Here is a 26,045-nt window from a genome sequence, read left to right as displayed (position 1 = left end):
GAGAAAAATGACTGCGAACATCTCTACAACCCAGTCCGGCGCGCCCGTCACCTCTGACGCGCACGCACAGTCCGTCGGCGCCGACGGCGCCATCATCCTCACGGACCACTACCTGATCGAAAAGCTCGCCCAGTTCAACCGCGAGCGCGTGCCGGAGCGCGTAGTGCACGCCAAGGGCGGCGGCGCGTTCGGTACGTTCAAGGCCACCTCGGACATCTCCAAGTACACCAGGGCCGCGTTCCTGCAGCCGGGCGTTGAGACCGAGATGCTGATCCGCTTCTCCTCCGTCGCCGGCGAGAACGGCTCCCCGGACACCTGGCGCGACCCCCGCGGTTTCGCCGTCAAGTTCTACACCTCCGAGGGCAACTACGACCTCGTGGGCAACAACACCCCCGTCTTCTTCATCCGCGACGGCATCAAGTTCCCGGACTTCATCCACTCCCAGAAGCGCCTCCCGGGCACCCATCTGCGCGACGCCGACATGCAGTGGGACTTCTGGACCCTGTCCCCCGAATCCGCACACCAGGTCACCTGGCTCATGGGCGACCGCGGCCTGCCGGCCTCCTGGCGTGAAATGCAGGGCTACGGCTCGCACACCTACCAGTGGATCAATGCCGCGGGCGAGCGCTTCTGGGTCAAGTACCACTTCAAGTCCAACCAGGGCGTCAAGACGATCTCCGGTGACCAGGCTGAAGAGCTGGCCGGCTCGGACGCGGACTTCTACATCCGCGACCTGCAGGACAACATCGCCGAGGGCAACTTCCCGTCCTGGGAACTGCACGTCCAGGTCATGCCGTACGAAGACGCCAAGGGCTACCGCTTCAACCCGTTCGACCTCACCAAGGTGTGGCCGCACTCGGACTACCCGCTGATCCACGTGGGCACCATGGAGCTGAACAAGAACCCGGAGAACTACTTCGCGCAGATCGAGCAGGCCACCTTCGCGCCGTCGAACTTCGTGCCGGGCATCGCCGCTTCCCCGGACAAGATGCTGCAGGCCCGCATCTTCTCCTACGCCGACGCACACCGCTACCGCGTGGGCACCAACCACGCGCAGATCCCGGTGAACCAGCCCAAGAACCAAGTCAACAACTACAGCCAGGACGGCGCCGGGCGGTACCACTTCAACGCCCCGTCCGTACCGGTTTACGCCCCCAACTCCTTCAACGGCCCTGCAGCCGTTGAGCCGGCCTCCCCGGCCGGCGGCTGGGAGAACGACGGCGAGCTCACGCTCTCCGCACACTCCCTGCACGCCGAGGACGGCGACTTCGGCCAGGCCGGCACCCTGTACCGCGAGGTGTTCGACGACGGCGCCAAGGCCCGCCTGCTGGACACCATCACCGGTGCGGTGGGCGGCGTAAAGAACGCCGAAATCAAGGAACGCGCCATCCAGTACTGGACCAACGTGGACGCCGAACTCGGCGCCAAGCTGCGCGCCAACCTGGGCACCGGCTCCGCTGACTCCGACGCCGAGGCTGCCAACAAGATCGGCTAGTTCCTCTGCCCCTGTGGTGCAAGGTCCGCCCCGTCACGGTTTCCGTGGCGGGGCGGGCTTGTTTCCACATAGCTCTTGTTCCACACAGCTCTTGTTTCCACATACGAGCCTGCCGCTCTGGCCGGGCTGCCCGGTGGTCCCTAGGATCACTGCATGAGTACATTCCAGGGCATCCCTGCAGGGGCATTCGCGTTCTATGCCGAACTTGAGCACAACAACAACCGGGAGTGGTGGCTGGAGCACAAGGACAACTACAACACCTTGGTGCGGGATCCGGTCACGGCCCTGCTGGCCGAACTGGAGCCGCGGTTCGGCCCGGGCAAGATCTTCCGTCCCAACCGGGACATCAGGTTCTCCCCGGACAAATCGCCCTACAAGACTGCCCAGGGAGCGTTCGCGTCGTCCCAGGAAGGCGTGGGGTATTACGTCCAGGTGAGCGCCGAGGGGCTGCTGGTGGGCGGCGGCTGCCACACCAGTTCGCCGGCCCAGCTGGCCCGCTTCCGGAACTCCGTGGATGCGTCCGGGACCGGCGAATCGCTGCGGCACATCGTGGAGACCGTGGCTGCCGCGGGCTTTGCCGTGGAGGGCGAAAAACTCAAAACCGTGCCGCGCGGTTTCGACAAGGACCATCCCCGGGCGGAGCTGCTGAAGCACAAGTCGCTGTCCGCCGGCATCGAACTGGGCCAGCCGGAGTGGCTGGATTCGCCGGCGGCCGTGCAGGAAATCGAGGCGCTGTGGGACAAGCTGCGGCCCTTGGTGGACTGGGTGGGCCGGCATGCGGCCCCGTGATGCCGTACTTCCTGTAGATGGGATTGCTCCCTATACGTGGGATAATTGGGGGCATGGAAGCTAATCCCGCAGGGGCCCGCACGCTGGAGCGCGGACTCAGCCTGCTCGACCATGTCGCTGCGGGCGCCCACCGGCTCGAAGACATCACCCAGGCCTCGGGTCTCAGCCGCTCGGCGACCCACCGCATGCTGACCACACTCGTGGCAGGCCGGTATCTCAGCCAGCAGCCGGACCACAGTTACCACCTGGGCATCAAACTGCTGGAGCTCGGCACCAAGGCGGAGGCTAAGATCAGCCTCCCCGACACCGTGCAGACCATCCTCGCCGGGATCGCCAAAACCACGCAGGACACCACACACCTGGGCATCCTCAGCGGCGACGATGTCCTGTACCTGGCCAAGGCCCGCGGCCATCGCGGCATTGAAATGGCGTCCCGCCCCGGGGCACGGTTGCGGGCGCAGAACACGGCGATGGGCAAGGCCCTGCTGGCAGCCCAGTATGGAAATGACGAGGCCGTCCGCGCCTTCGATACGGCGGCGATCGCCACACCCCGCTCCATCCAGGATGTTGACGCGTTCCGGGCGGTGCTGGACGGGGCCAGGGCTGACGGCTACGCGCTGGATGACCAGGAGAACGAACTCGGCATCACCTGCGTCGCCATCGCCATCCCGGACCTCCTCGGCAGGGTCGCGGCCGCTGTCTCCATCTCAGCCCCCAGCGTTCACATGACCCAGGAACGGATTGAATTACTCGTGGCGCTGCTCCAGGACGTGCAGCCTGAGCTCAGCCGCTGCCTGCCGCCAGGATTTGAAAGGGCCTGGATCTAGCGCCCACGCGGCGATCCAGGCCATTTCTCGCGGGTCGACTCGTCATGGGTCGGCCCGCGAGGTTGTTCGCGTCTGGGGCGGGTCTCAAAACCCTAGCGTTTCGAGACACTGAGGCTATGAGACACCCAGGTGGGTTCAGAGAAGGAGTCGGCGCCCGCTGGCTGGCTCATCTATCGCATCAGCTGGTCACTTGCCGGACCTAAACACTATCGAGTCGAAGACGGCGCGTGCCTCGCTCGTCAACTCCGGATTGATCGATTCGTGGAATTGGACCACCCAGATCACACCGCGCTGGCCGTTGAAGTCGACCACCCGGTAGGTTTCGCGCTCAGCGGCGCTCGAGTACCAGCGTGTGCATTCGTTTGAGAGATCTGAGTGGATGCAGAACGTGCCGCGGTCGCAGGCTGCGATGTCCACGTCGCCTTCGACGGAGTGGTCGAACTCGAAGCCGGAGTAATCGCCCAACATGACCTCGACGGGAGGAGTGCTCGCCGTTGACGTCTGCGCCGTCATCGCGTCAACGAAGACCTCAGGCGACGGACCGACCTCGACGAGCGCGTCCTGCCACGCGCATGCGTCCGTCGGCACATATTTGGCGGGCCACCAACCCACGAAGACCCCCCATTCATCAGGGTGATCCGGGTCGTCCTTGGCCAGACCTTCGCCGTCGGTGCTCGACCAGCCGTCTGGGACGGTGATCTCGAAAAGCGCCGTGAAGCCGGTGGCGGGGACGAGGTATGTGCCGGCGGCGATGTCGCCATTCTCCGGCAGTGGTGGGACCCTGCCGGTGTCGCCGCCGTCCGGCAGCGGTGGGACCGTGCGAGCCTCCGTAGTCGGCGAACTGGCGGACGGGAGCGAGACATCATTGGACTCATACTCGCATCCGCCGAGACATCCAATCAGTGCGATAGCCACAAGGGACAAGAGATAACGCGACCGCTGAGCGGCCTTTCCTAGGGGTGCCATGGAGCTCATCGATCCACCAAGCCGCGACAGGGTACTGTGAGGCCCCGCAGCCAGGTGGCCCCGCGGGCGGCTCGAGATGGGATGCCGTCGCCTCAAGTCTCCTCCGGCGCAGAAACCGTGACAATGATGAGTTGTACGGCGATCAGTTTCGACTCAAGTAACCTCCCATATGGCAGGAGCGCGCTGAAGCAGTGTTAAAGAAACGCCGAATTTTGGGAAGCTTTTCACCGCCCTGGGTTTAAGTAGCCCGAGAGATCCGGCGGTACCCTACGTGTCGTAACCCCTGGGATACGAGACGTCTCACCGACTGAGCGACCACGGCGACAGGAATGCCTTGATTTTCGTGGGATCGTTTGTCACTTTCAGAAGCTGATTGCGCAAAGCTCCCCGTGTTTTCGGGGTTGTGCAGATGGCTTGTGAAAGTGACACAGGCTGCGGGTTTCAGTTCCGGTTAGGCTTAGCCCCGGCTGCCGTCAACCCCGGCTCAGCGTGCCACCGGTTCCGTGGCGTCCAGCATGGCCAGCTCGTGCCGGCGCGGCATGCCTTCCCAGTCGCCGGGGACCAGGCAGGCAAAGGCTCCCGTGCGGACCGCGGTCAGCAAACGCTCCTGCACCGAGGCGCCGGCCAGCAGGTCCGAGATGTAGCCGGCCACAAAGGCATCGCCGGCCCCCACGGTGTCGATGGCGTTGACGCGGACGGCGTCCTGCACGTATTCCACTCCGTCGATCACCGCGGCACAGCCGGCGGCACCGCGCTTGATGACCGTCTGGCTTGGCCCGAGGGCCGCGACCCGGCGGGCAAGCTCCAGGGAGTCGTCGGACTTTCCCACCGCGATGGCGGCTTCGTCGTCCCCGGCGAACACGATGTCCGCCTGGGCAATGAAGTTCCGGAAAACGTCGCGGGCGTCGTCGGCGGACCACAGCGCGGCGCGGTAGTTGAGGTCGAACGAGACCAGGACGCCTGCCTCACGGGCAACGTCCAGCGCATATTGCGCCGCCCGGGCTGCCTCCGGTGACAGCGCGGGAGTGATGCCCGTGAGGTGCAGCAGACGGGCGTTGGAAATCCGCTCGGCCGGGATGTCCTCCCGGGACAGCCGGGAGCCCGCGCTGCCGGCCCGGTAGTACCAGACCTTGAGCTGGTCCATGGTGCGCCGCTCTTTGATCATGAGGCCGGTGGGTGCCGACTCGTCCCGCAGCGGGTCAACCACGATCCCCTCCGCGGCGAGCTCGCGCAGGACGAGTTCACCAAGGCTGTCGTTGCCGACGCGTCCCACCCAGGTCACCGAGGTGCCCAGGCGCCGCAGCGCGATGGCAAAGTTGCTCTCGGAGCCGCCCATGCCCAGGCTGAGCGAGGACACCTGGGCCAGCGGGCCGGGCGTCTCGGCCTTCATTAGGCCCATCGTTTCGCCGAGGGTCACGACGTCGGTGAAGGTCACCGGGAACCCCTCGCCCGGACGGCGTCCGCCACCACGGAGCTCAGCTGCCGGGCGCGGGCGGTGAGGGCGGAGAGGTCGCCGCCGGAGAACGCATCACGGAGCAGCGGTCCGCCCAGGCTGACGGCAAGCGCCCCTGCGGCGATCCAGTCCGCGGCGTCATCGATGCCGATGCCGCCGGACGGAATGACCCGCATGTCCGGAAAGGGCCCGCGCAGCTGCCCGATGTAGCCCGGGCCCACGGTGGAGGCGGGAAACAGCTTCACGGCCGTTGCCCCCGCCTGCATGCCGGTCAGCAGTTCGGTGGGCGTCAGGCCTCCGGGGAACACCGGAACGCCGGCCGCAACCGCGGCGCGGATCACATCCGTCACCATGGCGGGCGTCACCAGGTAGTCCGCGCCGCCGTCGAGCGCCTGCGCGGCCTGGTCACCGGAGGTGACGGTGCCGACGCCGATTTCCGCGTCGGCGCCGAACTGCCGTTTGATGTCCGGCAGGAAGTCGAAGACACCATCGGTGCTGAGCGTCAGTTCGATGGACCGGACGCCGCCCTTGACCAGGGCGTCGATGACCGGCGCATATTCCCGGGCATGCCGGGCACGGAGGACGGCCACCACAGGGTTCTCCTGCAGGATGGCGGAAACGGGAGGGCTCTGGAGCTCGCTCATCGGGCCAGCCACCCGCCGTCGACCGGCAGTACAACGCCGTGGATGTAGTCCGCGGCCGGGGAGGCCAGGAACACCACCGCGCCGGCGAGGTCGCCGCCGGTGCCCCAGCGTGCCGCCGGGATCCGCACGGAAATCTGTTCATGGCGCTGGGCGTCTGCCAGCAGCGCCTCGTTCATGTCAGTGGCGATGTAGCCCGGCGCAACCGCATTGACGTTCACGCCGCGGGCCGCCCATTCGTTGCACAACGCCTTGGTCAGCTGCGCCACGGCGCCCTTTGACGCCGCGTAGGCCGGAACGCGCAGGCCGCCCTGGAACGTCAGGAGGGAAGCCATGTTGATGATCTTGCCGCCACCCCGCTCCACCATGGGGGTGCCGAAGCCCTGGCACAGCTGGAACACGGCACGGGTGTTGATGGCCATCACACGGTCGAAGTCTGACAGCGGGAACTCGGTCGCGTCGTGCCGGATCTGGGTTCCGGCGTTGTTGACCAGGATGTCGATCCGGTGTCCCGCGAGGGTTTCGGCTGTGGCGGCTGCTACGGATTCTTCGCTGGCCAGGTCCACGTGGACCGCGTCGGCGCTGACGCCCGCCTTGTCCGCGGCGGCGGCCAGTTCCGGGGCCAAGGGGCCGCGCTGGAGTGCCACAACGCTGGCGCCAGCGTTGACCAGCCCGAGCGCGATACCCAGGCCGATCCCGCGCGAGGCGCCGGTCACGGCTGCGGTTTTGCCGCTGAGGTCAAACGGCGATTTCTCTGCTGTGGGGTTCATGAGCTTTCCTGGGTTGTCGCGGCGGGCGCCGCGGCTGGGCTGACAAAGACTTTGAGGACGCGTCCGGACGCCATCGCCTGGTCAAAGGCCTGACGAGTGTCTTCCAGGGCGAACACCTGGGTGGGAATGCGGTCCAGCCCCAGCTCACGGCTCTCGATGAGTTCTACTGCTCGTTCCACGGCGGCCCTGGTGTAGACCCGGACGCCCACCACGGTGTTCTCGGCGAACGTCAGGGCCTGGAGGTCGACTTCGACGGGCTTTTTGTAGACGCCGACCAGGACGATGGTGCCACGGACACGGACGGCCCTGGGCAGCATCGCCGCGACCGAGGGGTGGGCGGCGGAGTCGAAGACGATGTCCGCGCCGTCCCCGCCGGTGGCGGCAAGGATGGCATGGATGGGGTCGTCCCCGGGTGCCACCGTGGCGAATCCCAGTTCTTCGGCCACCTGGCGGCGGGCCTCGGAGGGCTCCGAAATGAGCACGCTGCCGGCTCCGTGGTGGCGGGCCACCAGGGCTGTCAGGATGCCGATGGGCCCGGCGCCGAAGATCACCACCCGCTCGCCGCCGGTCAGGCCGGCCCGGGAAACCGCGTGGACGGCCACGGCCAGGGGTTCGGCGAGGGCGGCCTCCTGGAGGGGCACGGCGTTGCTGACCGGGATGAGCGCGGAGGCAGGCAGGGCCACGTATTCGGCGAGGGAGCCGGCGACGTCGATCCCGTACAGTTTCAGCGCCCGGCAGACGTGGGTGTCCCCGCCGCTGCACGGGTGGCATTCGCCGCAGTGGATGAGGGGCTCCACGGTGACCCGGGTGCCCGCTGCCGGACCGGTCTCCGCCGCGACCTCCACGATGCCGGTGATCTCATGGCCCATGACCAGGGGAGCTTCGGCGCGGGGGTGCGTTCCGTGCAGGATGGAAAAATCGGAGCCGCACAGTCCGGTCATTTCCGTCCGGATCAGGGCCCAGCCGGCGGGGATTTCAGGCACGGGCAACTGCCGCGGTTCAATCGTGTCCGGCGCCGTCCATACGGCGGCGCGCATGGTGCTGTTCAGGAGTGCTGCGCTCATACCAGCACCCCTGCGTTCATCACGTTGCGCGGCATGCGTCCGGCGCATACCTCGAGGACGTTTTCGAGGGTGCGGCGCTTCAGTTCCGCATAGGATTCCTCGCTGTACCAGGCAGCGTGCGGTGTCAGCACGGCGTTTTCGCAGCCGATCAGCGGGCTGGTCAGAGCCAGGGGTTCCTCTTCGAAGACGTCCAGCCCGGCGCCGTAGAGCTGGCCGCTGGCCAAGGCGTCGGCAACTGCAGCGGTGTCCACCACTCCCCCGCGGCAGGTGTTGACCAGCACTGCGCCGCGTTTCATCTGCGCGAGCACGCCGGCGTTGATCAGGTGGTGTGTATGGGAGTTGAGCGGAACGTGGAGGGACACCACGTCTGCCCGGGAAATCACTTCCTCAAACCCGACGACGGCGACTCCCTCCGCCGTCGTCGTACCGATTTCAGCGAGCGGGTCAGATCCGATCACCGTGTAGCCCAGCCCCTTGGCCTTGCGGGCGGTGGCCGCACCGATCAGGCCCAAGCCCACCACGCCGAACACCCTGGTGGACATCCGGTGCAGTGGCTGGACCGGGAGCAGCGAGTGTTCCCCGCGCCGCAGGCCGCGGTCCAGCCGGGTGATTCCGCGGGCCAGGCTGACGGCCAGGGCAATGGCGTGGTCGCTGACATCCTCGGTGCCGTAGTCCGGCACATTGCAGACGGCAACGCCGCGCGAGGTGGCTGCGTCGACGTCGAGCGTGTCCACGCCCACGCCGTACCGGCCGATCGCCTTCAGCTGCGGCAGGGCCGCGAGGACGCGGTCCGTGATGGGGGCGTACTGGACCACGATGGCGTCGGCACCGGCAGCGGCGGCAATAACGTCCTCTTCGGTCCGGCACTGGGCAAGGACCAGTTCCACACCGGCGGCGTCGGCAACGGCCTGCTCGATGGCGATGGAGTCGTGGTCGCAGTCGGTGATGACGATGCGGGCGGGCGTGGCTGGCATTACTTGGCGTCCTCTTCTGTGAGCAGGTCACGATCGACGGTTTCGGGGGCTTTGATGGTGGTGACCAGGCTGATGCCCATCATGGCCATCATGTAGAGGGCAACGGGGATCCAGGAGCCGCTGAACGCGGTGACCAGCGCCGAGCAGATGAGCGGGGCGATGCCGCCGCCGAAGACGGAGGAGAACTCCCGGCCAAGGGCGACGCCGGCGTAGCGGTAGCGGGACCCGAACAGTTCGGGGAAGTACGCTGCCTGGACGCCCACGGAGCCCTGCGCGGCGAAGATGAAGCCGAGCACGATCACGAGCGAGATCAGGAACAGGTTTCCGGTGTTCAGCAGCAGGAAGGCCGGAACGGGGAAGACAAACAGGAATGCCGTGATGATGAGGTACATCCGGCGGCGGCCGAAGCGGTCGGACAGGGTGCCGAAGGCGTAGGCCGAGACGCAGGCGAAGAGCGCACCGACAAGCAGGACCTTGGGAATGAAGGTCGCGTCAATCTTGAGCTGCGTGATCAGGTAGGAGCCCAGGAAGACCTGGAAGATGTACGAGTGCGCGTTGGCGCCCACGTTCATGAAGAAGACCCGGAACAGGCCCGCCCGGCCGTTCTTGACGACGTCGGCCACGGGGGTGGCGCGGATGACGCCGGCGATCTCTTCCTTCTTTTCCTCAAAGACCGGTGATTCCTTCAGCTTGCGGCGGATCACGTAGGCGGCGATGGTGACGAAGATCGACGAGAAGAACACAAGCCGCCAGCCATAGGCTTCCAGGGCTTCGCGGGGCATCATCTGCACCAGGATCCAGACAACGGCGCCCATCGCGGTGCCGGCGGCGGCACCAACGAAGACGAGCGAGGCATAGCGTCCGCGGCTGCCCTTGGGCGCAGTTTCCGCCACCAGGACCACGCCGCCGGCCTGTTCAGCGCCGGCGCCGAATCCCTGGAGGAAGCGGCAGGCAACCAGCAGCACCGGGGCCCAGATGCCCGCCTGCTCGTAGGTGGGCAGCAGGCCGATGGCAAATGTGGCGATGCCCATCAGGAAGAGCGTGGCAACCAGCACCCACTTGCGTCCCAGCCGGTCACCGTACTTGGAGAAGAAGAGGCCACCGAGGGGGCGTGCCCCGAAGCCGACGGCGTAGGCACCGAAGGCGGCGATGATGCCGATGGCGGGGTCGATGTTCGGGAAGAAGATCTTGTTGAAGATGATCGCCGATGCGGTTCCGTAGATCACAAAGTCGTACTGTTCGAGCGCGGTGCCGATCAGGCCGGCCCAGGCGGCCCTGCGGACGGGCCCCCTGTCCGCGCTTCCGTTTGCTGCCTCATTGCCTTGGGGGTCCAGGACCGCCGACTTACTGCGAACAACATCGTTCTCAGCCACAGTTCACCATTTCTCTTTGGTGCCGAAGCACATTCCGATTATCGGGACGCTATCCCGAAAACTTCAAGCACGACTATATAGGTCTTATCGGCCAGATCACAAAAGGCGGCTTAAACGGCAGAGGCACCCGGCCACCAAAGGGGTGGACGGGTGCCTCTGTCTTGTTTGCAGGCCTAGGAGAGCGCGGGCTCCTTGGCCTCCACGGCGGACTTGGCTTCGGCGAACTTTTCGTTCAGGCGGGAGTGCCGCTGGCCGTAGGCGAAGTAGATCACGACGCCGATGACCAGCCAGCCGGCGAAGAAGATCCACGTCTCCACGGCGAGGTTCGTCATCAGGTACAGGCACAGGACGGCCGAAACCACCGGGAGGACCTTGCCGAACGGGACGCGGAAGGACGGCTTCAGGTCCGGGCGCTTCTTGCGCAGCACCAGGATGCCCAGGCTCACCACCACAAACGCCGACAGCGTGCCGATGTTGATCATTTCTTCCAGCAGGTCCACGTTGGTCAGGCCGGCCACAAGGGCTACGGCGGCGCCGCAGATGATCTGGAGGCGGACCGGCGTCGAACGTTTTTCGCTGGTCTTGGACAGTGAGCGGGGCAGCAGTCCGTCGCGGCTCATGGCCAGCACCACGCGGGACAGTCCCATCAGCAGCACCATGATGACGGTGGTGAGGCCGATCAGGGAGCCGAAGGCGATGACCTTGGCCGCGGTCGTGTTGCCGACGGCCTCGAACGCGGTGGTGAGGGTGGGCGTTTCTGCTGCCGCGAGGTCCGTGTAGGACACCATGCCGGTGAGCGCGAGGGACACCAGGATATAGAGCAGTGTCACCACGGCCAGGCCGCCGAAGATGCCGCGCGGCAGGGTCTTCTGCGGGTTCTTGACTTCCTCCGCGGACGTGGCCACGACGTCAAAGCCGATGAAGGCGAAGAACACCAGGGCCGCGCCGGCGAAGATCCCCAGGGTGCCGTACTGGGCAGGCGCGGCGCCGGTGAGGAAGCCGAAGAATGACTGCTTCATGACGTCCGCGGCGCCGCCGGCGGTGGGTTCCGCGGCAGGCACGAACGGCGTGTAGTTCTCGAACTTCACGTAGGTGAAGCCCACCACGATCACGAACAGCACCACGGCGATTTTGATCAGGGTGAAGATGTTGCCCACGCGGGCGGAGAGCTTGGTGCCCAGCACCAGGAGCACGGTAAAGACGGCAACGATCAGGAACGCGCCCCAGTAGAGGTCCACACCGCCGAGCGACAGCGCCGGCGGCACGTCGGCCCCCATCAGCGCAAACACCTTGCTGAGGTAGATGCCCCAGTACTTGGCGATCACGGCCGCGGCGGTGAACAGTTCCAGGATCAGGTTCCAGCCGATGATCCACGCCAGCAGTTCGCCCATGGTGGCGTACGTAAAGACGTAGGCCGACCCGGCGACCGGAATGGCGGTGGCAAACTCGGCGTAGCACATGATGGCCAGGGCACACGTAACGGCGGCAATGGCGAAGGACAACGTCACGGCGGGGCCGGAGAAGTTGGCCGCAGCCTTGGCGCCGACCGAGAAGATGCCGGCGCCGACAGCGACGGCGACACCCATGATCATCAGGTCCCAGCTGCTGAGCGACCGCTTGAGCTTGCGTCCGGGTTCATCGGCGTCGGCGATGGACTGCTCGATGGATTTGGTCCGGAGAAGGTTCATAAGGTTCCACAATCCTGATTTGTGTTGGAAACAGACCCATCAACGATACTCGTCCACCCACTGGACGTTCACACCCGTCCCGCATGGTGAGACTTTCCGCCCGCCCCGGTTAAGCGCGAACGGACACTTGGGGCCCTCGCCGGGAGGGCCTCAAGTGTCCGTTCGCGCTGGTGGTTCGGGTGCCTAGCCGGGCCAGTCCATCAGCTTTGACCGGATCAGGAACCGCTTGCCTTCCGGCGACTCAACCGAGAACCCGCTCCCCCGGCCCTGGACCACGTCCACGGTCAGATGGGTGTGGCTCCAGTAGTTGAACTGCTCCTTGGACATCCAGAACTCAAGGGGCTGCGGCTTCAGGCCTTCGGCGATGTCGAACAGCCCCAGGAGGACGTCCGCTTCCGCGGTGATGAACTCCCCGGCCGGATAACACATAGGCGAGGACCCGTCGCAGCAGCCGCCGGACTGGTGGAACATCAGGGGCCCGTGCTGCCCCCACAACTTCCTGAGCAGTCCCAGGGCCTCGGCGGTGAGAGCCACGCGGGAGATGTCCTCCCCGGGCAGCGTCACCGCCGCGTCAAGCCTCGCCTCCATCATCAGTACTTGATAACGACGCGGCCGTCGATCTTGGCGTGTTTCATCTCGTCAAGAACGGCGTTGACCTCGGAGAGTTCCCGGGTGGAGACCGTGGGGTGGATCTTGCCCTCGGCGTAGAATTCGAGGGCTTCCTCCAGGTCCTGCCGTGTCCCCACGATCGAGCCCCGGACGGTCAAGCCCTTGAGCACAATCTCGAAGATCGGTGCCGGGAAGTCGCCCGGCGGCAGGCCGTTGAACACAATCGTCCCGCCCCTGCGGGCCATGCCGATCGCCTGGCCAAAAGCAGACGGGTGTACTGCGGTGACCAGGACTCCATGGCAACCTCCGGTTTCGCGTTGGATGACTTCGACGGGATCCTCGTGCAGCGCGTTGACGGTGAGCTCGGCGCCGTGCTTCTTGGCCAGGGCGAGTTTGTCGTCCGCGATGTCCACGGCAGCAACCCGCAGTCCCATGGCAACCGCGTACTGGACGGCAATGTGCCCGAGTCCGCCGATGCCGGAAATGGTGACCCACTGTCCGGGCCTGGCTTCGGTCATCTTCAGGCCTTTGTAGACCGTGACGCCGGCGCAAAGCACCGGGGCGACTTCTACGGGGTCCGAGCCCGCCGGGATGCGGGCGGCAAAGCGCGTGTCCACGAGCATGTACTCCCCGAAGGAGCCGTCCACACTGTAGCCGGCGTTCTTCTGTGCTTCGCAGAGTGTCTCCCAGCCGGTGCGGCAGTACTGGCAGTCGCCGCAGGCGGACCAGAGCCAGGCGTTGCCGACGAGGTCGCCGACGGCCAGGTCAGTGACACCTTCGCCCAGGGCAACCACTTCGCCTACGCCTTCGTGGCCGGGGATGAACGGCGGAGTCGGCTTGACCGGCCAGTCGCCCTCAGCCGCGTGGAGGTCCGTGTGGCAGACGCCGGTGGTGATGACCTTGACCAGCGCCTCACCCCGGCCCGGCGTGGGAATGGGGAGGGTCTGGATCTGAAGATCCTTGCCGAATTCGGTTACTACTGCTGCTTGCATTGTCGTCGTCATTGGCGAAATCCTTGCGTAGATAAAGCGTTCGTGCGGTGGAGGTGGTGCTGCCTTCCTGAGGGGTGGCCAGGACGGTGCAGGCGGGGACGGACCAGTGCTGATCCGTCCCCGCCCGGGCTAAGGGCTTAGAAGAAGCCGAGCTTGTTCTCGTTGTAGCTGACCAGGAGGTTCTTGGTCTGCTGGTAGTGGTCCAGCATCATGGAGTGGTTTTCACGTCCGATGCCTGAGGACTTGTAGCCGCCGAACGCGGCACCAGCCGGGTAGGCGTGGTAGTTGTTGACCCAGACGCGGCCGGCCTGGATCTCGCGGCCGGCACGGTAGGCCACGTTGCCGTTACGCGACCAGACGCCGGCGCCGAGGCCGTAGAGGGTGTCGTTGGCGATGCCCATCGCGTCGTTGTAGTCGCTGAAGCGGGTCACGGAAACAACCGGGCCGAAGATTTCCTCCTGGAAGATCCGCATCTTGTTGTGGCCTTCGAAGATGGTCGGCTGGACGTAGTATCCGCCCGCCAGGTCTCCGGGCATGTCGGCCCGGGCGCCGCCGGTGAGCACCTTGGCGCCCTCCTGCTTGCCGATGTCGATGTAGGAGAGGATCTTTTCCAGCTGGTCATTGGAGGCCTGGGCGCCAAGCTGGGTGTCGGTGTCCAGCGGGTTGCCCTGGATGATTTTCTCCACCCGGGCAACGGCGTCGGCCATGAAGGAATCGTAGATGTCCTCCTGGACCAGGGCGCGGGACGGGCACGTGCAGACTTCACCCTGGTTGAAGGCGAAGAGCGTAAAGCCCTCCTGCGCCTTGTCGTAGAACGCGTCGTTGGTGTCCGCGACGTCGTTGAAGAAGATGTTCGGGCTCTTGCCGCCGAGCTCCAGGGTGACCGGAATCAGGTTCTGGCTGGCGTACTGGCTGATCAGGCGTCCCGTGGAGGTTTCGCCGGTGAAGGCGATCTTACGGATCCGCGGGCTGGAGGCGAGCGGCTTGCCGGCCTCGACGCCGAAGCCGTTGACCACATTGAGGACACCTGCCGGCAGGAGGTCGCCGATAAGCTCCATCAACACAAGGATGGACGACGGCGTCTGCTCGGCTGGCTTGAGGACCACGGCGTTGCCGGCGGCGAGGGCCGGGGCAAGCTTCCAGACGGCCATCAGGATGGGGAAGTTCCACGGGATGATCTGGCCCACGACGCCGAGCGGCTCGTGGTAGTGGTAGGCGGTGGTGTCGTCGTCGAGCTGGGACAGCCGGCCTTCCTGGGCGCGGACGGCCGAGGCAAAGTAGCGGAAGTGGTCCGCAGCGAGCGGAATGTCCGCGTTCAGGGTTTCGCGGATGGGCTTGCCGTTGTCCCAGGATTCGGCGACGGCCAGCATTTCAAGGTTTTCGTCGATGCGGTCGGCGATCTTGTTCAGGATGGCGGCGCGCTCGGCGACGGAGGTCTTGCCCCAGGAAGGTGCGATCTTGTGGGCGGCGTCCAGGGCCAGCTCGATGTCTTCCGCGGTGCCGCGGGCCACTTCGCAGAAGACCTTGCCGGTGACGGGTGTGATGTTCTCGAAGTACTGGCCCTTGACGGGGGCAACCCACTCGCCGCCGATCCAGTTCTCGTAGCGGTCCTTGAACGTGACCTTCGAACCCTCGGTACCGGGCTGTGCGTAAACAGTCATTGCTAGCTCCTTTGCTGTGCATGAAAGGTGGCGCCTGATGATGGCGGCCGCCGTTGGTTTCAGCGTAGGAGGGTGAAGGTTGCAGTCAGGTTGCGCCGCTGTGAGCGGGATCACGTCCCGGCGGCTAGGCGCTCAGTTCCGCTTCCAGCCGCTCAAGATCGGCGACGACGGCGGCCCGCTTGGGCGAGCGCGCCGGCAGCAGCTTCAGGGCGACGGTCCGGACGTCGACGTCGTCCTTCGCCTCCGGCAGGGCCGCGTACTTGAGCAGCGTCTCGGCGCTGCCGTCCGTCAGGACCGCTTCGCGCATGAGCGAGGAGACCCTGTCGCGGAGGTCGATGATGCCCGGCGCTTCGGAGCGCGGCAGCACCGCGCCGCGGTAGATTTCCAGGGCGATGCGGTGGGCGCCGCGCTGCAGGCAGTTCAGCACCTGCCCGCTGTCCGGGACCAGGTTCATGGTGAGTTTGTATGGCCGGGATTCGGGGACGGCGGCCGGGTTGAGCTGCTGGAGTATCTTGCGCAGCCGGACCATTTCCGCGCGGAGCGTCATGGTGGGGCCGTCGCCCGGGTAGAGCAGGACACTGAGCTCCTCGGCGCTCAGCCCGTCCGGGTGGGTGCTGAGCAGGGCGAGGATTTCACTGTGCCGGGCGGACAGCGCCACCGTTTTGCCTTCGATGCTGAGCAACGCCTGGTCACGGCCCAGAAGCTGCAGGCTGTTGCGGTACAGGCTACCTTCCTTCGCGCCGCCGGCTCCCCCGGCCCGCGCCGAATCCGACCTGGCCGCCGAACTGGCGTTCCGCCGTCGGGCCGGCCGGCTGGCAAGGGTCGCCGCCAGCTGAAGCCGCTCAACACGGAGCTGCGCCTGGGCGGCAGCGACGGTCGCCTCGACGAGCGACAGCGTGTGGGGCGCCACCGCGCTGGCTTTGCCCGTGATGTCCACAACGCCCAGCAGCGCACCGGAATCCGGGTCGTGGAACGGGACGGCGGTGCAGCTCCACGCGTGCACGGACCGCTGGTAATGCTCGGCCCCGGAAATCTGGATGCCGCGGCCCAGGGCCAGGGCAGTGCCGGGAGCGCTGGTGCCCACGGTGGCCTCTGACCAGTCGGCGCCCGGCACGAACATCATGCCTTCGGCACGGCGCTGCAGGGCCGGATCGCCTTCCACCCAGAGCAGCCGGCCCACTTCATCACCCACGGCAACGAGCAGGCCGCTGTCGTGGCTGGGCTGGACCAGGAGTTTGTGGATCACGGGCATGATGCTGGCCAGGGGGTGCTGCCGCCGGTATTCCTCGAGCTCGTCAGTGTCCAGGGCAAGGGGCGCTTCGGGGTTGTCAGGATTGGCTTTCAACCGGGCGGACCGCTGCCAGGATTCCCGGATCAGCCGCCGCAGGCCGGGCAGTTCCGGCGCGTCTGGAAACGCATGGGCATCGAGTTGCTCATGGGCGGCCAGGGCATGCCGCTGTGCCAGCGCAGTAGCTTCGCCGCCGGACGTCGGCGGCAGGATCAGGTTCCTCATCGAACTCCCATCGGTCCTGCAAGTCTACTGGCCGCCGGCGCGAACCCTCCAGCCAGCCCCACTTGCGTGGGTGACGCTGGGTCAGGCGCGGGAGATGCTGATCATTTCCTCGCGCGGGACTACTTTGATGCGTTCACGCACGACGGCGGCGGTTCCGTCGGCGCCGACCTCGCCTTCTGTCCACGCGGCGCCGAGGGCTGCTTCGTGCGCGTCCAGCTTGATCCAGCCCTCCCAGGTGGTGAACTCGATGCCGCGCTCCTGCAGGAGGTTGATGATGGCCTGCGGGTCAGGGTTCTGGGCGGGTGGCAGGGTGAGCCGGTCCTCGAGCAGGAAGCCGATGGTCTCCAGGGCGTCGCCCTTGGTGTGTCCGATCAGTCCGACCGGGCCGCGCTTGATCCAGCCGGTGGCGTAGATTCCGGGGACGGGAGTGCCGTCGGCGCCGAGGACGCGACCGCCCTCGTTGGGAATCACTCCGCGTTTGGCGTTGTATTCCAGCTCGTCCAGGGGCGAACCGTGGTAGCCGATGGCGCGGTACACGGCCTGGACGGGGTAGTCCACAAACTCGCCGGTGCCCTTGACGTTGCCGGTGCCGTCCAGCTCCATGCGCTCAAACTTGATGCCGGCCACCCGGCCGGAGCCGCCGTCGTCGGGGTCCTGGTAGATCTCCACCGGGCTGTGCAGAAAGTGCAGGTGCAGGCGGCGGGAGGACGGCTCTTCCGCTTCGGCGTGCTCCTCCACGAGCCAGTTGGTCAGCGTGTTCACCATGGTTTTGATCTGGTTGTTGCTGCGGATGGCGTCATCGGAGGCTTCGTCGAACTCGAAGTCCTCCGGGTACAGGACAATGTCCACGTCCTTCATGTGGCTCAGCTCGCGCAGTTCCAGCGGCGTGAACTTGACCTGTGCCGGGCCGCGGCGGCCGAAGACGTGGACGTCCGTGACCGGGGAGTTCTTCAGGCCCTGGTAGACGTTGTCCGGGATCTCGGTGGTGAGGAGTTCATCGGGGTGCTTGACCAGCATCCGGGCCACGTCCAGCGCCACGTTGCCGTTGCCGATCACGGCGATTTCCTTGGCATCCAGCGGCCAGTCGCGGGGCACGTCCGGGTGGCCGTCGTACCAGGACACAAAGTCGGCGCCGCCGAACGAACCGCCGAGATCAATGCCAGGGATGGCCAGGTTCGCGTCCTTGATGGCGCCGGTGGAGAAGATCACGGCGTCGTAGAAGGCCCGGAAGTCATGGAGGGTGAGATCGCGGCCGTACGTGACGTTGCCCAGGAAGCGGATGTCGCCGCGGTCCAGGACCTTGTGCAGCGCGTTCACGATCCCCTTGATGCGCGGGTGGTCAGGGGCCACGCCGTAGCGGATCAGGCCGTACGGGGCGGGGTAGGCCTCAAAAAGGTCGATACTGACCTCAAAATCGCCGTCCTTGACGCCGTTGGACTTGGTCAGGATATCCGCCGCGTAAACACCTGCCGGTCCCGCACCCACAATGGCAACGCGGAGTGGACGCTTGGAGGTGGTTTCGCCTGGGTTGGACACCGGGAGCCCTTCTGGAAGGAGGATTTCGCGCCGGAGGCGCTTAGTGCAGTGCACAGTGCAGTTGCGCACAATGTCCCATTCTAAATGTGCCCACCGCCGGACGCGGCATCGTGCGATGCCAGACGTTCAGCTGCCCGTCACTCTTCCTTTACCTGTGCCACCCCGGCTGGCAACCATCCGGCTTGAGCCTTATCACGACCGCATGGGCGGCGTCCAGTCACAGGATCCCTGGGGAGCCATCATTTCCAATGAACGCATTTCCTTCACCTCTCTTGTCAGTCAGGCCCTTCCTGCGGCGACCCGCTGGAAGGAGCGCGAACTCGCCGTCTTCAGCGCTGGCGTTCAGCACGGCCATGTTTCCGCGCTGCCACCACTTAACGTGCGGCAACGGTTGACCAATCCCGTTGAACAGCCAACCGAAGTCCTGGCACAGGCAGTCCGCCTGCCGGCCATCCACCAACTGGTGCGCCGGATGGATCACTTCAACCAGCCACTGGTCGTCTGGCGCCTGATCTCGGGCAACCACCGGGAACTCGGCCGGGGGGTTGGCCTCTTCCCGAGCTATGCGGTGGCGGCCGCGAATGCGACGGCCGCTCAGAAGGCCGCCCAGGACCTAACCATTACCTTCGTCCAGAACCAGCAGGCCCGGGACTACGGGTGGTACGTCAGCCTGCGCGGACGCCCCGTGTTGATGGCCAGCGCCTGGTACCCCACCATCCGGGACCGGGACCGCAGCGCCCTGGCGGCACTGGACCTGCTCGGCGGCGCACGCCTGCTGGAAACAGTGATCCGCCACGGACACCGGCATCTTCCGGTTGAGTTCCCGCCCGAGCTCCTGCGTGCGGGAGCTCCCGGCGTGGAACGGCTGCCCGAAGCCCCTTTGCCGGCGCTTTCACCAAACGTTCACCTGATCGCAGGTTCTTCTTAGCCAAGCAATTCGAAATGCCGGGCAGCGCCGCCGCAGACTCATAGCGGCAGGCACTGTCCTGACTACTCCGGCAGCCGCAGACCGCAGCGGCAGTGCCCGCACTGCGCCGTGGCCCACCTGCACCAGCTAATCCACTCGGTACCTAAGATGGGGAATCTTGACATGAAATTGAAGTCCTTCCAGGCTGTCGGCGCTATCTGCGTGACCGCCTTGGCACTCGGCCTGATCAGCTCAGCCAGCGCGTCTGCGGAGCCCACGACGCCGGACCGCCCGCTTGCGGCCGTTGGTTCCGACACCATCCAGGATGTCTGGAACGCCCTGACCAACGCGGGCCCCATCAGGACAGTGGCCTCCTACGACGCCTTCGGCACGCCGGCGACGATCGTGACCAAGACCGGCGTCACCGCGTTTACGCGTCCCAACGGTTCCGGTGCCGGCGTCAAGGCCCTGAGCGCCAGCCTGAACCCGCTGAACCATGTTTACAAGGACTCGGCCAACAACACCTTCACGCTGAAAAGGAACGACGTCGACATCGCCCGGTCCTCTTCCTCACCCAGCGTGACGGGCACCGACCTGACGTTCCTGCCGTTCGCACGCGACGCAGTGACCGTGGCCGTCAAGGACTCCACGAACACGGCGCTGAACCTGACCACCCAGCAGATCGCCAACATCTTCAGCTGCACGGCGGGCGACGGCGTCACCATTGACGGCACCACCGGAAAGCCCGTCATCGGAACCATGACCTTCACGCCCAAGCTGCCCCAGGCCGCTTCGGGCACCCGCGCTTTCTTCCTGAAGGCCATTGGCGTCACCCCGAACACCACCTGCATCCCCAACGTCGAGCAGAACTACCCCGAAAACTCAGGCGCAGCCCTCATCAATGACGGCGACATCATCCCCTTCTCCGCCGCACAGTGGATCGCCCAGAAGAACGGCGCCATGAACAACACCACCGCTGACGGTCAGGTGCTGGCGAACATCGATGGACTCAAGGCCATTGACCCGGCCACCACGGCTCCGGCCCTGGCCCCCGGCGACCTCTACGGCAACGCTGCCGTGGCTCCCGCCAGCGGCAAGGGCACCTTCGCACGCGACACCTACAACGTGGTCGCCAGCTCCACCCAGACCAGCAAGCTCATCTACAGCCTGGTCCTGAGCAACGCCGTGACCACCAACCTGAAGACGATTGGCAGCAAGGTCATCATCAACAAGTTCGGTTTCAAGACGCTCTCCTACGTGGGCGACTGGACGATGGGCAAGAAGTCGGGTTACACCAACTAACAATTCCTCCGGCCGGGTCCTGAATTCCGTTCATAAAGAATTTACTTTCAGTACCGGCCTGCTTTACTTTGCCACGCGCGCAGAATTCGACTGATGACCCAGACTGATCGGTAATTCTTCGCAGCGATTTTCGCTGGTTGGCCGGTGGATTTAATTTCCCGGCGCCGGTCAACACCGCAGCAGTAGACACGTTTACCTGAGAAAGAAGAAATGATTATGGCTAACGCCACGACAATGAAATCCCGCTGGGGCCTGAACGCCACGGCCGCCGTTGCCGGAACCGCCCTCCTGCTGGGCGGTGGAATCGCTGTTGCCAACGCGGCCCTCCCGGCTGGCTCGGCAGGAACCGTCACGGCCAACCCGACCAGCGGCAACTGGAGCGCCCTGAGCCTGTCCGTGCTGAAGCTGCACAGCGACATGGTCTGCCCCACCACCGGCAACATCCTCGAGGGCGCGCTGATCTTTATCTCCGAGCCCGGGCAGGAAATCCAGCCGGCGCTGAGCAGCACCGTGGAAGCGCAGACGGTCTACCCCCTGACGCAGGATCCCCAGTACGCGATGTCCCTGAATGCCAACGGCACGATTGCTGACGACAACACGCTGGAATCCGGTTTTGTGAACAGCAGCAAGGCACCCATTGCTGACATGACAGCCGTGGTACAGGCCAACCACACGTACAGCATTGGTTACGTCTGCACCGTCTCGAACGAGAGCGTCACCACCGCCAAGATCAACCCGGTCGCGGGCAAGTCCGTAGCGTCGTGGGCCACGCTCACCACCGACGCGTCGAAGAACTGGACCATCAGCCAGCCGGTGGTGGCCACCCCGACGGCGACCGCCACGCCGACTGCCACGGAGACCTCAACGCCGTCACCCAGCGCCACGCCCACCGAGACGGAAACGGCCACCCCGACGCCGACCGCCACGGAGACCCCGTCGGCCACGCCGTCGGCGAGCGCAACGGAAACGGCAAATCTGCCGGCCACCGGCAAGGGCCGGGCGACCAGCGGTTCAGGCGTCCAGCCGCTGACCGCCGGTCAGGAACTCGTCGAAGGCCAGAAGCACATGGTCACTGCCCCCGCCGGCACTTTCGTGGCCGGTGAGACGGTCTCCGGTGAGATCCACTCCGAGCCGGTTGTCCTGGCCGAAACCGCTGTGGCAAACCCCGACGGTTCCGTCAGCTACGCCTTCACCGTTCCCGCAGGCCTGCCGGCCGGAACGCACACCCTGATCCTCAAGGGTGCAGCCGGCGCAACGTTCGAGGTCACCGGCCTGACCGTGACCGCCGGATCCAACGCTCCGTTCCTCGCTGACACCAACTGGTTCGGCGCTGCCGCGGCCAACCCGGCCAGCACTGCGGGGCTGGCCGCCATGGTCATTGGCGGACTGACCCTCATGGGTGTAGGCGGCGGGATCTACATTTCCCGGCGCCGCAAGGCCACCCGCGCCTGATTCACCAGGAATTGCCCGGATCCCGCTGGGGTCCGGGCAATTTCGCTTTCAACGCCAATTCCTTTTGTTCACCTCCCGGAAATCCCTCCTTAGTCAGGCCACAGAGGATCCGGGACGGTTTAGGGAAATAATAGTCCAGCAGCTTCCGCTGCCACCCGGCTGGACCTTCCACTGACAGGTCTGAACAATCGGCCCGCAGGTTTGATGACCGACCCGGAATATTGAAAAGAAAGAATTCATGCCGCTTCCATGGAATACCCGACAGGCCGGCGCCAGGCCCCGACAGCGACACGGCGTGCGGTGGGCTTCCCCTTTGGCCGCTGCGGCCGCTGTGGGCGCCCTCCTGCTGGTCTCCCTTCCGCCCAGCTCGGCAGATCAGACCCTTCCGGGCTCCGACTGGGGGCCGCGCGGCTCCATGGTCAGCGACACCGCGGCGACCGTCACGTGGGCCAACACTGACAATGCCCCCGAGAGCACGGTTCACCGCGGAAACCAGCAGCAGCTGCCGCACACTGCCGGGAAGACGTACGACGACGTCGATCAGCGGCTGCGCGATTCAGCGACCCGTGCCTTCGGCCCGGGCAACGGGCTGGGCGGCCTGTCCGTGAGCGTCTCCCAGACCAGGAACCTGCAGAACCAGTCAGTGACCGTCAGCTTCACCGGAGCGGATCCCGCCGCCGGCAGCAACGGTGCCAGCACGTCCTATCTGCAGGTGTTCCAGTGCTGGGGCAAACCGGGCACGGACAACAAGCCTGACCCCGCGGCCACCGAGCCCGACCCCTCCACCTGCCAGTTCGGCGCGACCGGACTGGACGGCGATATCTCCAGCACGGCCCACCAGCGTTCACTGCTCAACGATCCCCTGGTCCGCGGCGGGGACTGGGAATCCCAGGATCCCTCCTCCCCCACCATGAACCTTCCGGCCCCCTTCCAGGCTGTCACCGGTGAACAAACGCGGATCACGGACGGGTTCAACCTCAGCGAATACCGCAACCCCTTCTTCAGCCGGACCAGCACCAACGAGTTCTCCCGCTTTATGTCCTCCGAACAGGGCGCAGGCTCGCGCACCTTCGAGGTTCAGAGCGGCGCAGAAGCCTCCGGAATGGGCTGCGGCTACCGCCCGGATGCACCCAGCGTGGCCAAATGCTGGCTGGTTGCCGTACCGCGGACAGCCGCGATGGACGCCATTCTGCCGGCCGGACCGCTGGCCCCCAGCCTGTGGGCGATGCGCCTGCAGGTCCCGCTCTACTTCCAGGACGTCGCGGCAGTTTGCCCCACCGATCAGGCGGCAACCCTCAGCGTCGGCTCCGAAGCCCTCAGCGCGGCGATGAAATCCTGGATTCCCGCCGTGTGCGACACGAAGAAGTTCACGCTGGGCTTCTCACCGCTGGCTGACCTGCAGGCCCGCACGCAGCTGCAGCAGCCCGACACCCTCGCTTTCATCACCCGCCCCGCCGCCGGTGACCTCAACGCCCTCTATGTGCCGACGGCGCTGGCCGGGGTGGTCGTCGCCATGACCATTGACAATGCCTGCACGGCAGCGTTCACGCAATACACCCTGGCCGACTGCGGTTACCAGGACAAGGCAGAGTGGGAGGCCGACAAGGCACGCAGCGCCGGTCTGGTGCGCGACCTGAAACTCAATGCCAGGCTGCTGGCCAAGCTGCTCACGCAGAGCTACGTGCAGCACACTGCCCCGGCTTCCGCCGTTGAGGCCCCCTTCACGAAGCCCGGCACCACGGCCTATGGCCAGCCTATGACGTATTCCATCCAGAATGATCCGGAGTTCAGGGCCCTGAACCCGAAGGGCCTGGGTTCGTCCGGCAACCTCAGCCCACCCGTGGTGGAGGGCCTGCGCTCCGATGCCGCGTCCGCTGTCTGGGACTGGCTGCTCAACGACAAGGATTCCCGGGCCTTCCTGAACGGTTGCCCGGATCCGTCCGGCATGACCATCAACCCGTTCTACTCGACGCGGACCTACAGCGAATGCCAGGAAAAGGCCACCGAACTGGACCAGCAGGCCGCCCGGAAGGTCGCCGAGACCAAAACTCCTGACGGGTTCACGTACGCCCGCCAGTCCTACCCCTCCGAAGGGGCGGCGTACCCGCAGGTCTACTGGGCGCAGAAGCAGGCCGTTATGGCCGGCGACGGTTCCATCGCCGAGCCGGCCCTGACCGTAGGCGACCAGTATTCCCGCGTCCAGGACATGGCCGCGGCGGCCCAGAACACCGTGCGCGCCCAGCCGGCGTCCACCACGTCCTGGTGCGCCGACTGCAGCCCGCCCGCGTACAAATCCGTGGCGCGTCAGGGCTACGGCAGCCGCAGCGTCCTGTCCATTACGGACGCGGCCTCGGCAGCGAAGTTCCAGCTGCCCACCGCGCAGCTGTGCAACGTCAGCGGCTCACAGTGCATTGGCGCCACGGCCAGCAGCCTGCAGGCAGCAGCCAGCCAGTTCGAACCCACCGGTACCCCCGGCGCCATGCAGCCTGCCAGTGTCCCGGACTACACCACCGCGTATCCGCTGACCCTGCCGATCTACGGCGTGGTGAACCTTGCCTCGGTCAGCCAGACCCAGGCCGCAACGTTCGCCCAGCTTTTCTCGTACATCAGCACCGAAGGCCAGAAGACCGGCTTCAGGAGCGGGATGCTGCCACCTGGCTACGCGCCACTCACACCGGCGCTGCTGCAGTTGGCCGCCGCCGGCATCCAGACCCTGCAGGGAATCCAAGGGCCGCAGCAAGCCGCGGCCGCCACCACCGACCTGATGCCGATGGAGTCCGTGTCCGGTGAAAACGTGGTGCCCGCAGTCCTGGCACCGGCCGCACCGGCCGCTGCCGCAGCAGAAGTCGTCCCGGCGGCAGCACCTGCGGCTGCCCCCGCGGCCGCCGCTGCGGTGCCCAGCCGGACCGCGGCCACCAGCAGCGCCTGGCCCCAGTACACGCTGGTGATCGGACTCGTGGCAGCATTGGCAAGCGCTGCCGCCGCGCCGCTGCTGGCACGGGGGCGGCGTCGATGAGCACGGTACTGCCCCGTTCCCGCGCCGATGAAGCGCAGGACACTCCCCGCACCCTCCACCAGCAGCTGGAACAACAGGACTACCTGTTCCGGACCGTCACCCGGATCGGCGGCGGAATCGTCCTGGCCATCATGGTCCTGGTGGGCCTCTTCCTGGCCGGCAACGGCGTCGGCGCCATCAGCGAGGTGGGGCTGGGAAAATTCCTGACCACCCAGAACTGGGCGCCGGAAACCAACGACTTCGGCATCGCCGCTGTTCTGTGGGGCACCGTGCAGATCGCCACGGTTGCCTTGGCCATCGCCATGCCGCTGGCCCTGGGGACGGCACTGTTCATCACCGAAGTCGCCACCGGCTGGATGCAGAAGGCACTGACCAGCCTGATTGACCTCCTGGCCGCCGTGCCGTCGGTGGTCTTCGGCCTGTGGGGCGCCTACATGCTGCAGCCCAACGTGGTGGACTTCAGCAAGTGGCTGTCCACGTGGTTCGGCTGGATACCGTTCCTGCAGGTGGACGGCGTTGATCCGGGCAGTCCGCTCCGGGACACCGTGCCGTTCACGGCCTCCGCCTTCATCGCCGGTCTGGTGGTGGCCATGATGATCGTCCCCATCCAGACCTCCATCATGACGGAGTCCTTCCGGCGTGCACCAACGGGTGAGCGTGAGGGCGCCTACGCCCTGGGCGCCACCCGGCTGGGCATGATCCGGACCGTGGTGCTGCCCTTCGGACGCGGCGGCATCATCGGCGGCACCATGCTCGGGCTGGGACGGGCGCTCGGCGAAACCATCGCCATCTACCTGATCATCAGCCCGGTCTATGCCATCAATTTCCATGTACTGGAAAAGGGCGCCAACTCGATCGCCGCCATGATTGCCCTGAAGTACTCCGAATCCAACGAATCTGCGATGAGCGCGCTGATGGCCGCGGGACTGACGCTGTTCGTGATCACCATGCTGGTCAACATCACGGCCTCAGCCATCATGGCGAGGTCCCGGTCCGGCGCAGAAAGCGAGGGCTGAC

21 protein-coding genes are annotated in these 26,045 nt (G+C 66.0%); 8 read left to right on the top strand and 13 right to left on the bottom strand.

Going from position 1 to position 26,045, the window contains the following annotated elements:
* Positions 1-7 precede the first annotated feature (7 nt).
* The 3 genes from MUN23_RS14855 to MUN23_RS14845 all read left to right on the top strand — a co-directional run bounded on the left by MUN23_RS14855 (position 8) and on the right by MUN23_RS14845 (position 3,111).
* Positions 8-1,495, top strand: coding sequence for a catalase (locus MUN23_RS14855; RefSeq protein WP_248759425.1), 1,488 nt, complete (start codon positions 8-10; stop codon positions 1,493-1,495).
* Between the two features lie 153 nt (positions 1,496-1,648).
* Entirely contained in the window at positions 1,649-2,284 is a 636-nt protein-coding gene (locus MUN23_RS14850) for a DUF2461 domain-containing protein (RefSeq protein ID WP_248759416.1), read from the top strand.
* A 53-nt stretch (positions 2,285-2,337) separates the two neighbouring features.
* Positions 2,338-3,111: an IclR family transcriptional regulator gene (locus tag MUN23_RS14845; RefSeq protein WP_248759414.1), complete on the top strand. Its 774-nt coding sequence runs from the start codon at positions 2,338-2,340 to the stop codon at positions 3,109-3,111.
* 186 nt (positions 3,112-3,297) lie between these two features.
* Here MUN23_RS14845 and MUN23_RS14840 read toward each other — a convergent pair whose 3' ends face one another.
* The 13 genes from MUN23_RS14840 to MUN23_RS14780 all read right to left on the bottom strand — a co-directional run bounded on the left by MUN23_RS14840 (position 3,298) and on the right by MUN23_RS14780 (position 18,351).
* Positions 3,298-4,026, bottom strand: coding sequence for a hypothetical protein (locus tag MUN23_RS14840; RefSeq protein ID WP_371875918.1), 729 nt, complete (start codon positions 4,024-4,026; stop codon positions 3,298-3,300).
* Positions 4,027-4,561: 535 nt separating this feature from the next.
* Complete coding sequence (locus MUN23_RS14835) at positions 4,562-5,512, bottom strand: sugar kinase (RefSeq protein ID WP_248759410.1); 951 nt, start codon at positions 5,510-5,512, stop codon at positions 4,562-4,564.
* Positions 5,509-6,174: a bifunctional 4-hydroxy-2-oxoglutarate aldolase/2-dehydro-3-deoxy-phosphogluconate aldolase gene (locus MUN23_RS14830; RefSeq protein WP_248759408.1), complete on the bottom strand. Its 666-nt coding sequence runs from the start codon at positions 6,172-6,174 to the stop codon at positions 5,509-5,511. Before MUN23_RS14830 ends, MUN23_RS14835 begins: the two co-directional genes overlap by 4 nt.
* Positions 6,171-6,941 (bottom strand): SDR family oxidoreductase, encoded by a 771-nt coding sequence (locus tag MUN23_RS14825; RefSeq protein WP_248759406.1) that lies wholly within the window; start codon positions 6,939-6,941, stop codon positions 6,171-6,173. Before MUN23_RS14825 ends, MUN23_RS14830 begins: the two co-directional genes overlap by 4 nt.
* Positions 6,938-8,005 carry a zinc-binding dehydrogenase gene (locus tag MUN23_RS14820; RefSeq protein WP_248759402.1) on the bottom strand — a complete coding sequence of 356 codons (1,068 nt, stop codon included), beginning with the start codon at positions 8,003-8,005 and terminating at the stop codon, positions 6,938-6,940. Before MUN23_RS14820 ends, MUN23_RS14825 begins: the two co-directional genes overlap by 4 nt.
* On the bottom strand, positions 8,002-8,979 hold the full coding sequence (locus MUN23_RS14815; RefSeq protein WP_248759401.1) for a C-terminal binding protein: 978 nt from the start codon (positions 8,977-8,979) through the stop codon (positions 8,002-8,004). The genes MUN23_RS14820 and MUN23_RS14815 overlap by 4 nt, the downstream gene beginning before the upstream one ends.
* Positions 8,979-10,352, bottom strand: coding sequence for an MFS transporter (locus MUN23_RS14810; RefSeq protein WP_248759400.1), 1,374 nt, complete (start codon positions 10,350-10,352; stop codon positions 8,979-8,981). Before MUN23_RS14810 ends, MUN23_RS14815 begins: the two co-directional genes overlap by 1 nt.
* A gap of 173 nt (positions 10,353-10,525) precedes the next feature.
* The gene (locus tag MUN23_RS14805) at positions 10,526-12,040 is read right to left on the bottom strand and encodes an amino acid permease (RefSeq protein WP_248759398.1); all 1,515 of its coding nucleotides are present in this window, start codon (positions 12,038-12,040) and stop codon (positions 10,526-10,528) included.
* Between the two features lie 183 nt (positions 12,041-12,223).
* Positions 12,224-12,631 carry a DUF779 domain-containing protein gene (locus MUN23_RS14800; RefSeq protein WP_248759396.1) on the bottom strand — a complete coding sequence of 136 codons (408 nt, stop codon included), beginning with the start codon at positions 12,629-12,631 and terminating at the stop codon, positions 12,224-12,226.
* A complete protein-coding gene (adhP, locus tag MUN23_RS14795) occupies positions 12,631-13,653 on the bottom strand; it encodes an alcohol dehydrogenase AdhP (RefSeq protein WP_175417318.1) in 1,023 nt (340 codons plus the stop codon). Before adhP ends, MUN23_RS14800 begins: the two co-directional genes overlap by 1 nt.
* A 125-nt stretch (positions 13,654-13,778) precedes the next feature.
* On the bottom strand, positions 13,779-15,302 hold the full coding sequence (locus tag MUN23_RS14790) for an aldehyde dehydrogenase family protein (protein ID WP_248759394.1): 1,524 nt from the start codon (positions 15,300-15,302) through the stop codon (positions 13,779-13,781).
* Between the two features lie 124 nt (positions 15,303-15,426).
* Positions 15,427-16,815, bottom strand: a complete 1,389-nt coding sequence (locus tag MUN23_RS14785; protein ID WP_248759392.1) for a helix-turn-helix domain-containing protein — start codon at positions 16,813-16,815, stop codon at positions 15,427-15,429.
* Between the two features lie 81 nt (positions 16,816-16,896).
* Positions 16,897-18,351 carry an FAD-dependent oxidoreductase gene (locus tag MUN23_RS14780; protein ID WP_248759391.1) on the bottom strand — a complete coding sequence of 485 codons (1,455 nt, stop codon included), beginning with the start codon at positions 18,349-18,351 and terminating at the stop codon, positions 16,897-16,899.
* Positions 18,352-18,466: 115 nt separating this feature from the next.
* Between MUN23_RS14780 and MUN23_RS14775 the strand changes: the two genes are divergently transcribed.
* The 5 genes from MUN23_RS14775 to pstC all read left to right on the top strand — a co-directional run bounded on the left by MUN23_RS14775 (position 18,467) and on the right by pstC (position 26,044).
* Entirely contained in the window at positions 18,467-19,279 is an 813-nt protein-coding gene (locus MUN23_RS14775) for a hypothetical protein (protein ID WP_248759390.1), read from the top strand.
* 162 nt (positions 19,280-19,441) lie between these two features.
* Complete coding sequence (locus MUN23_RS14770) at positions 19,442-20,560, top strand: hypothetical protein (protein ID WP_248759388.1); 1,119 nt, start codon at positions 19,442-19,444, stop codon at positions 20,558-20,560.
* Positions 20,561-20,776: 216 nt separating this feature from the next.
* A complete protein-coding gene (locus MUN23_RS14765; protein WP_248759387.1) occupies positions 20,777-22,012 on the top strand; it encodes a hypothetical protein in 1,236 nt (411 codons plus the stop codon).
* Between the two features lie 295 nt (positions 22,013-22,307).
* Complete coding sequence (locus tag MUN23_RS14760; RefSeq protein ID WP_248759386.1) at positions 22,308-25,028, top strand: hypothetical protein; 2,721 nt, start codon at positions 22,308-22,310, stop codon at positions 25,026-25,028.
* Positions 25,025-26,044: a phosphate ABC transporter permease subunit PstC gene (gene pstC, locus MUN23_RS14755; protein WP_104061816.1), complete on the top strand. Its 1,020-nt coding sequence runs from the start codon at positions 25,025-25,027 to the stop codon at positions 26,042-26,044. The genes MUN23_RS14760 and pstC overlap by 4 nt, the downstream gene beginning before the upstream one ends.
* The last annotated feature ends 1 nt before the right edge of the window (position 26,045 follow it).

The organism is Pseudarthrobacter sp. SSS035, from assembly GCF_023273875.1.
In the GTDB taxonomy this organism is placed as follows: Bacteria; Actinomycetota; Actinomycetes; order Actinomycetales; family Micrococcaceae; genus Arthrobacter.
The sequence above is the reverse complement of the archived record's forward strand: the minus strand, read 5'-3'. Positions and strand labels throughout refer to the sequence as shown.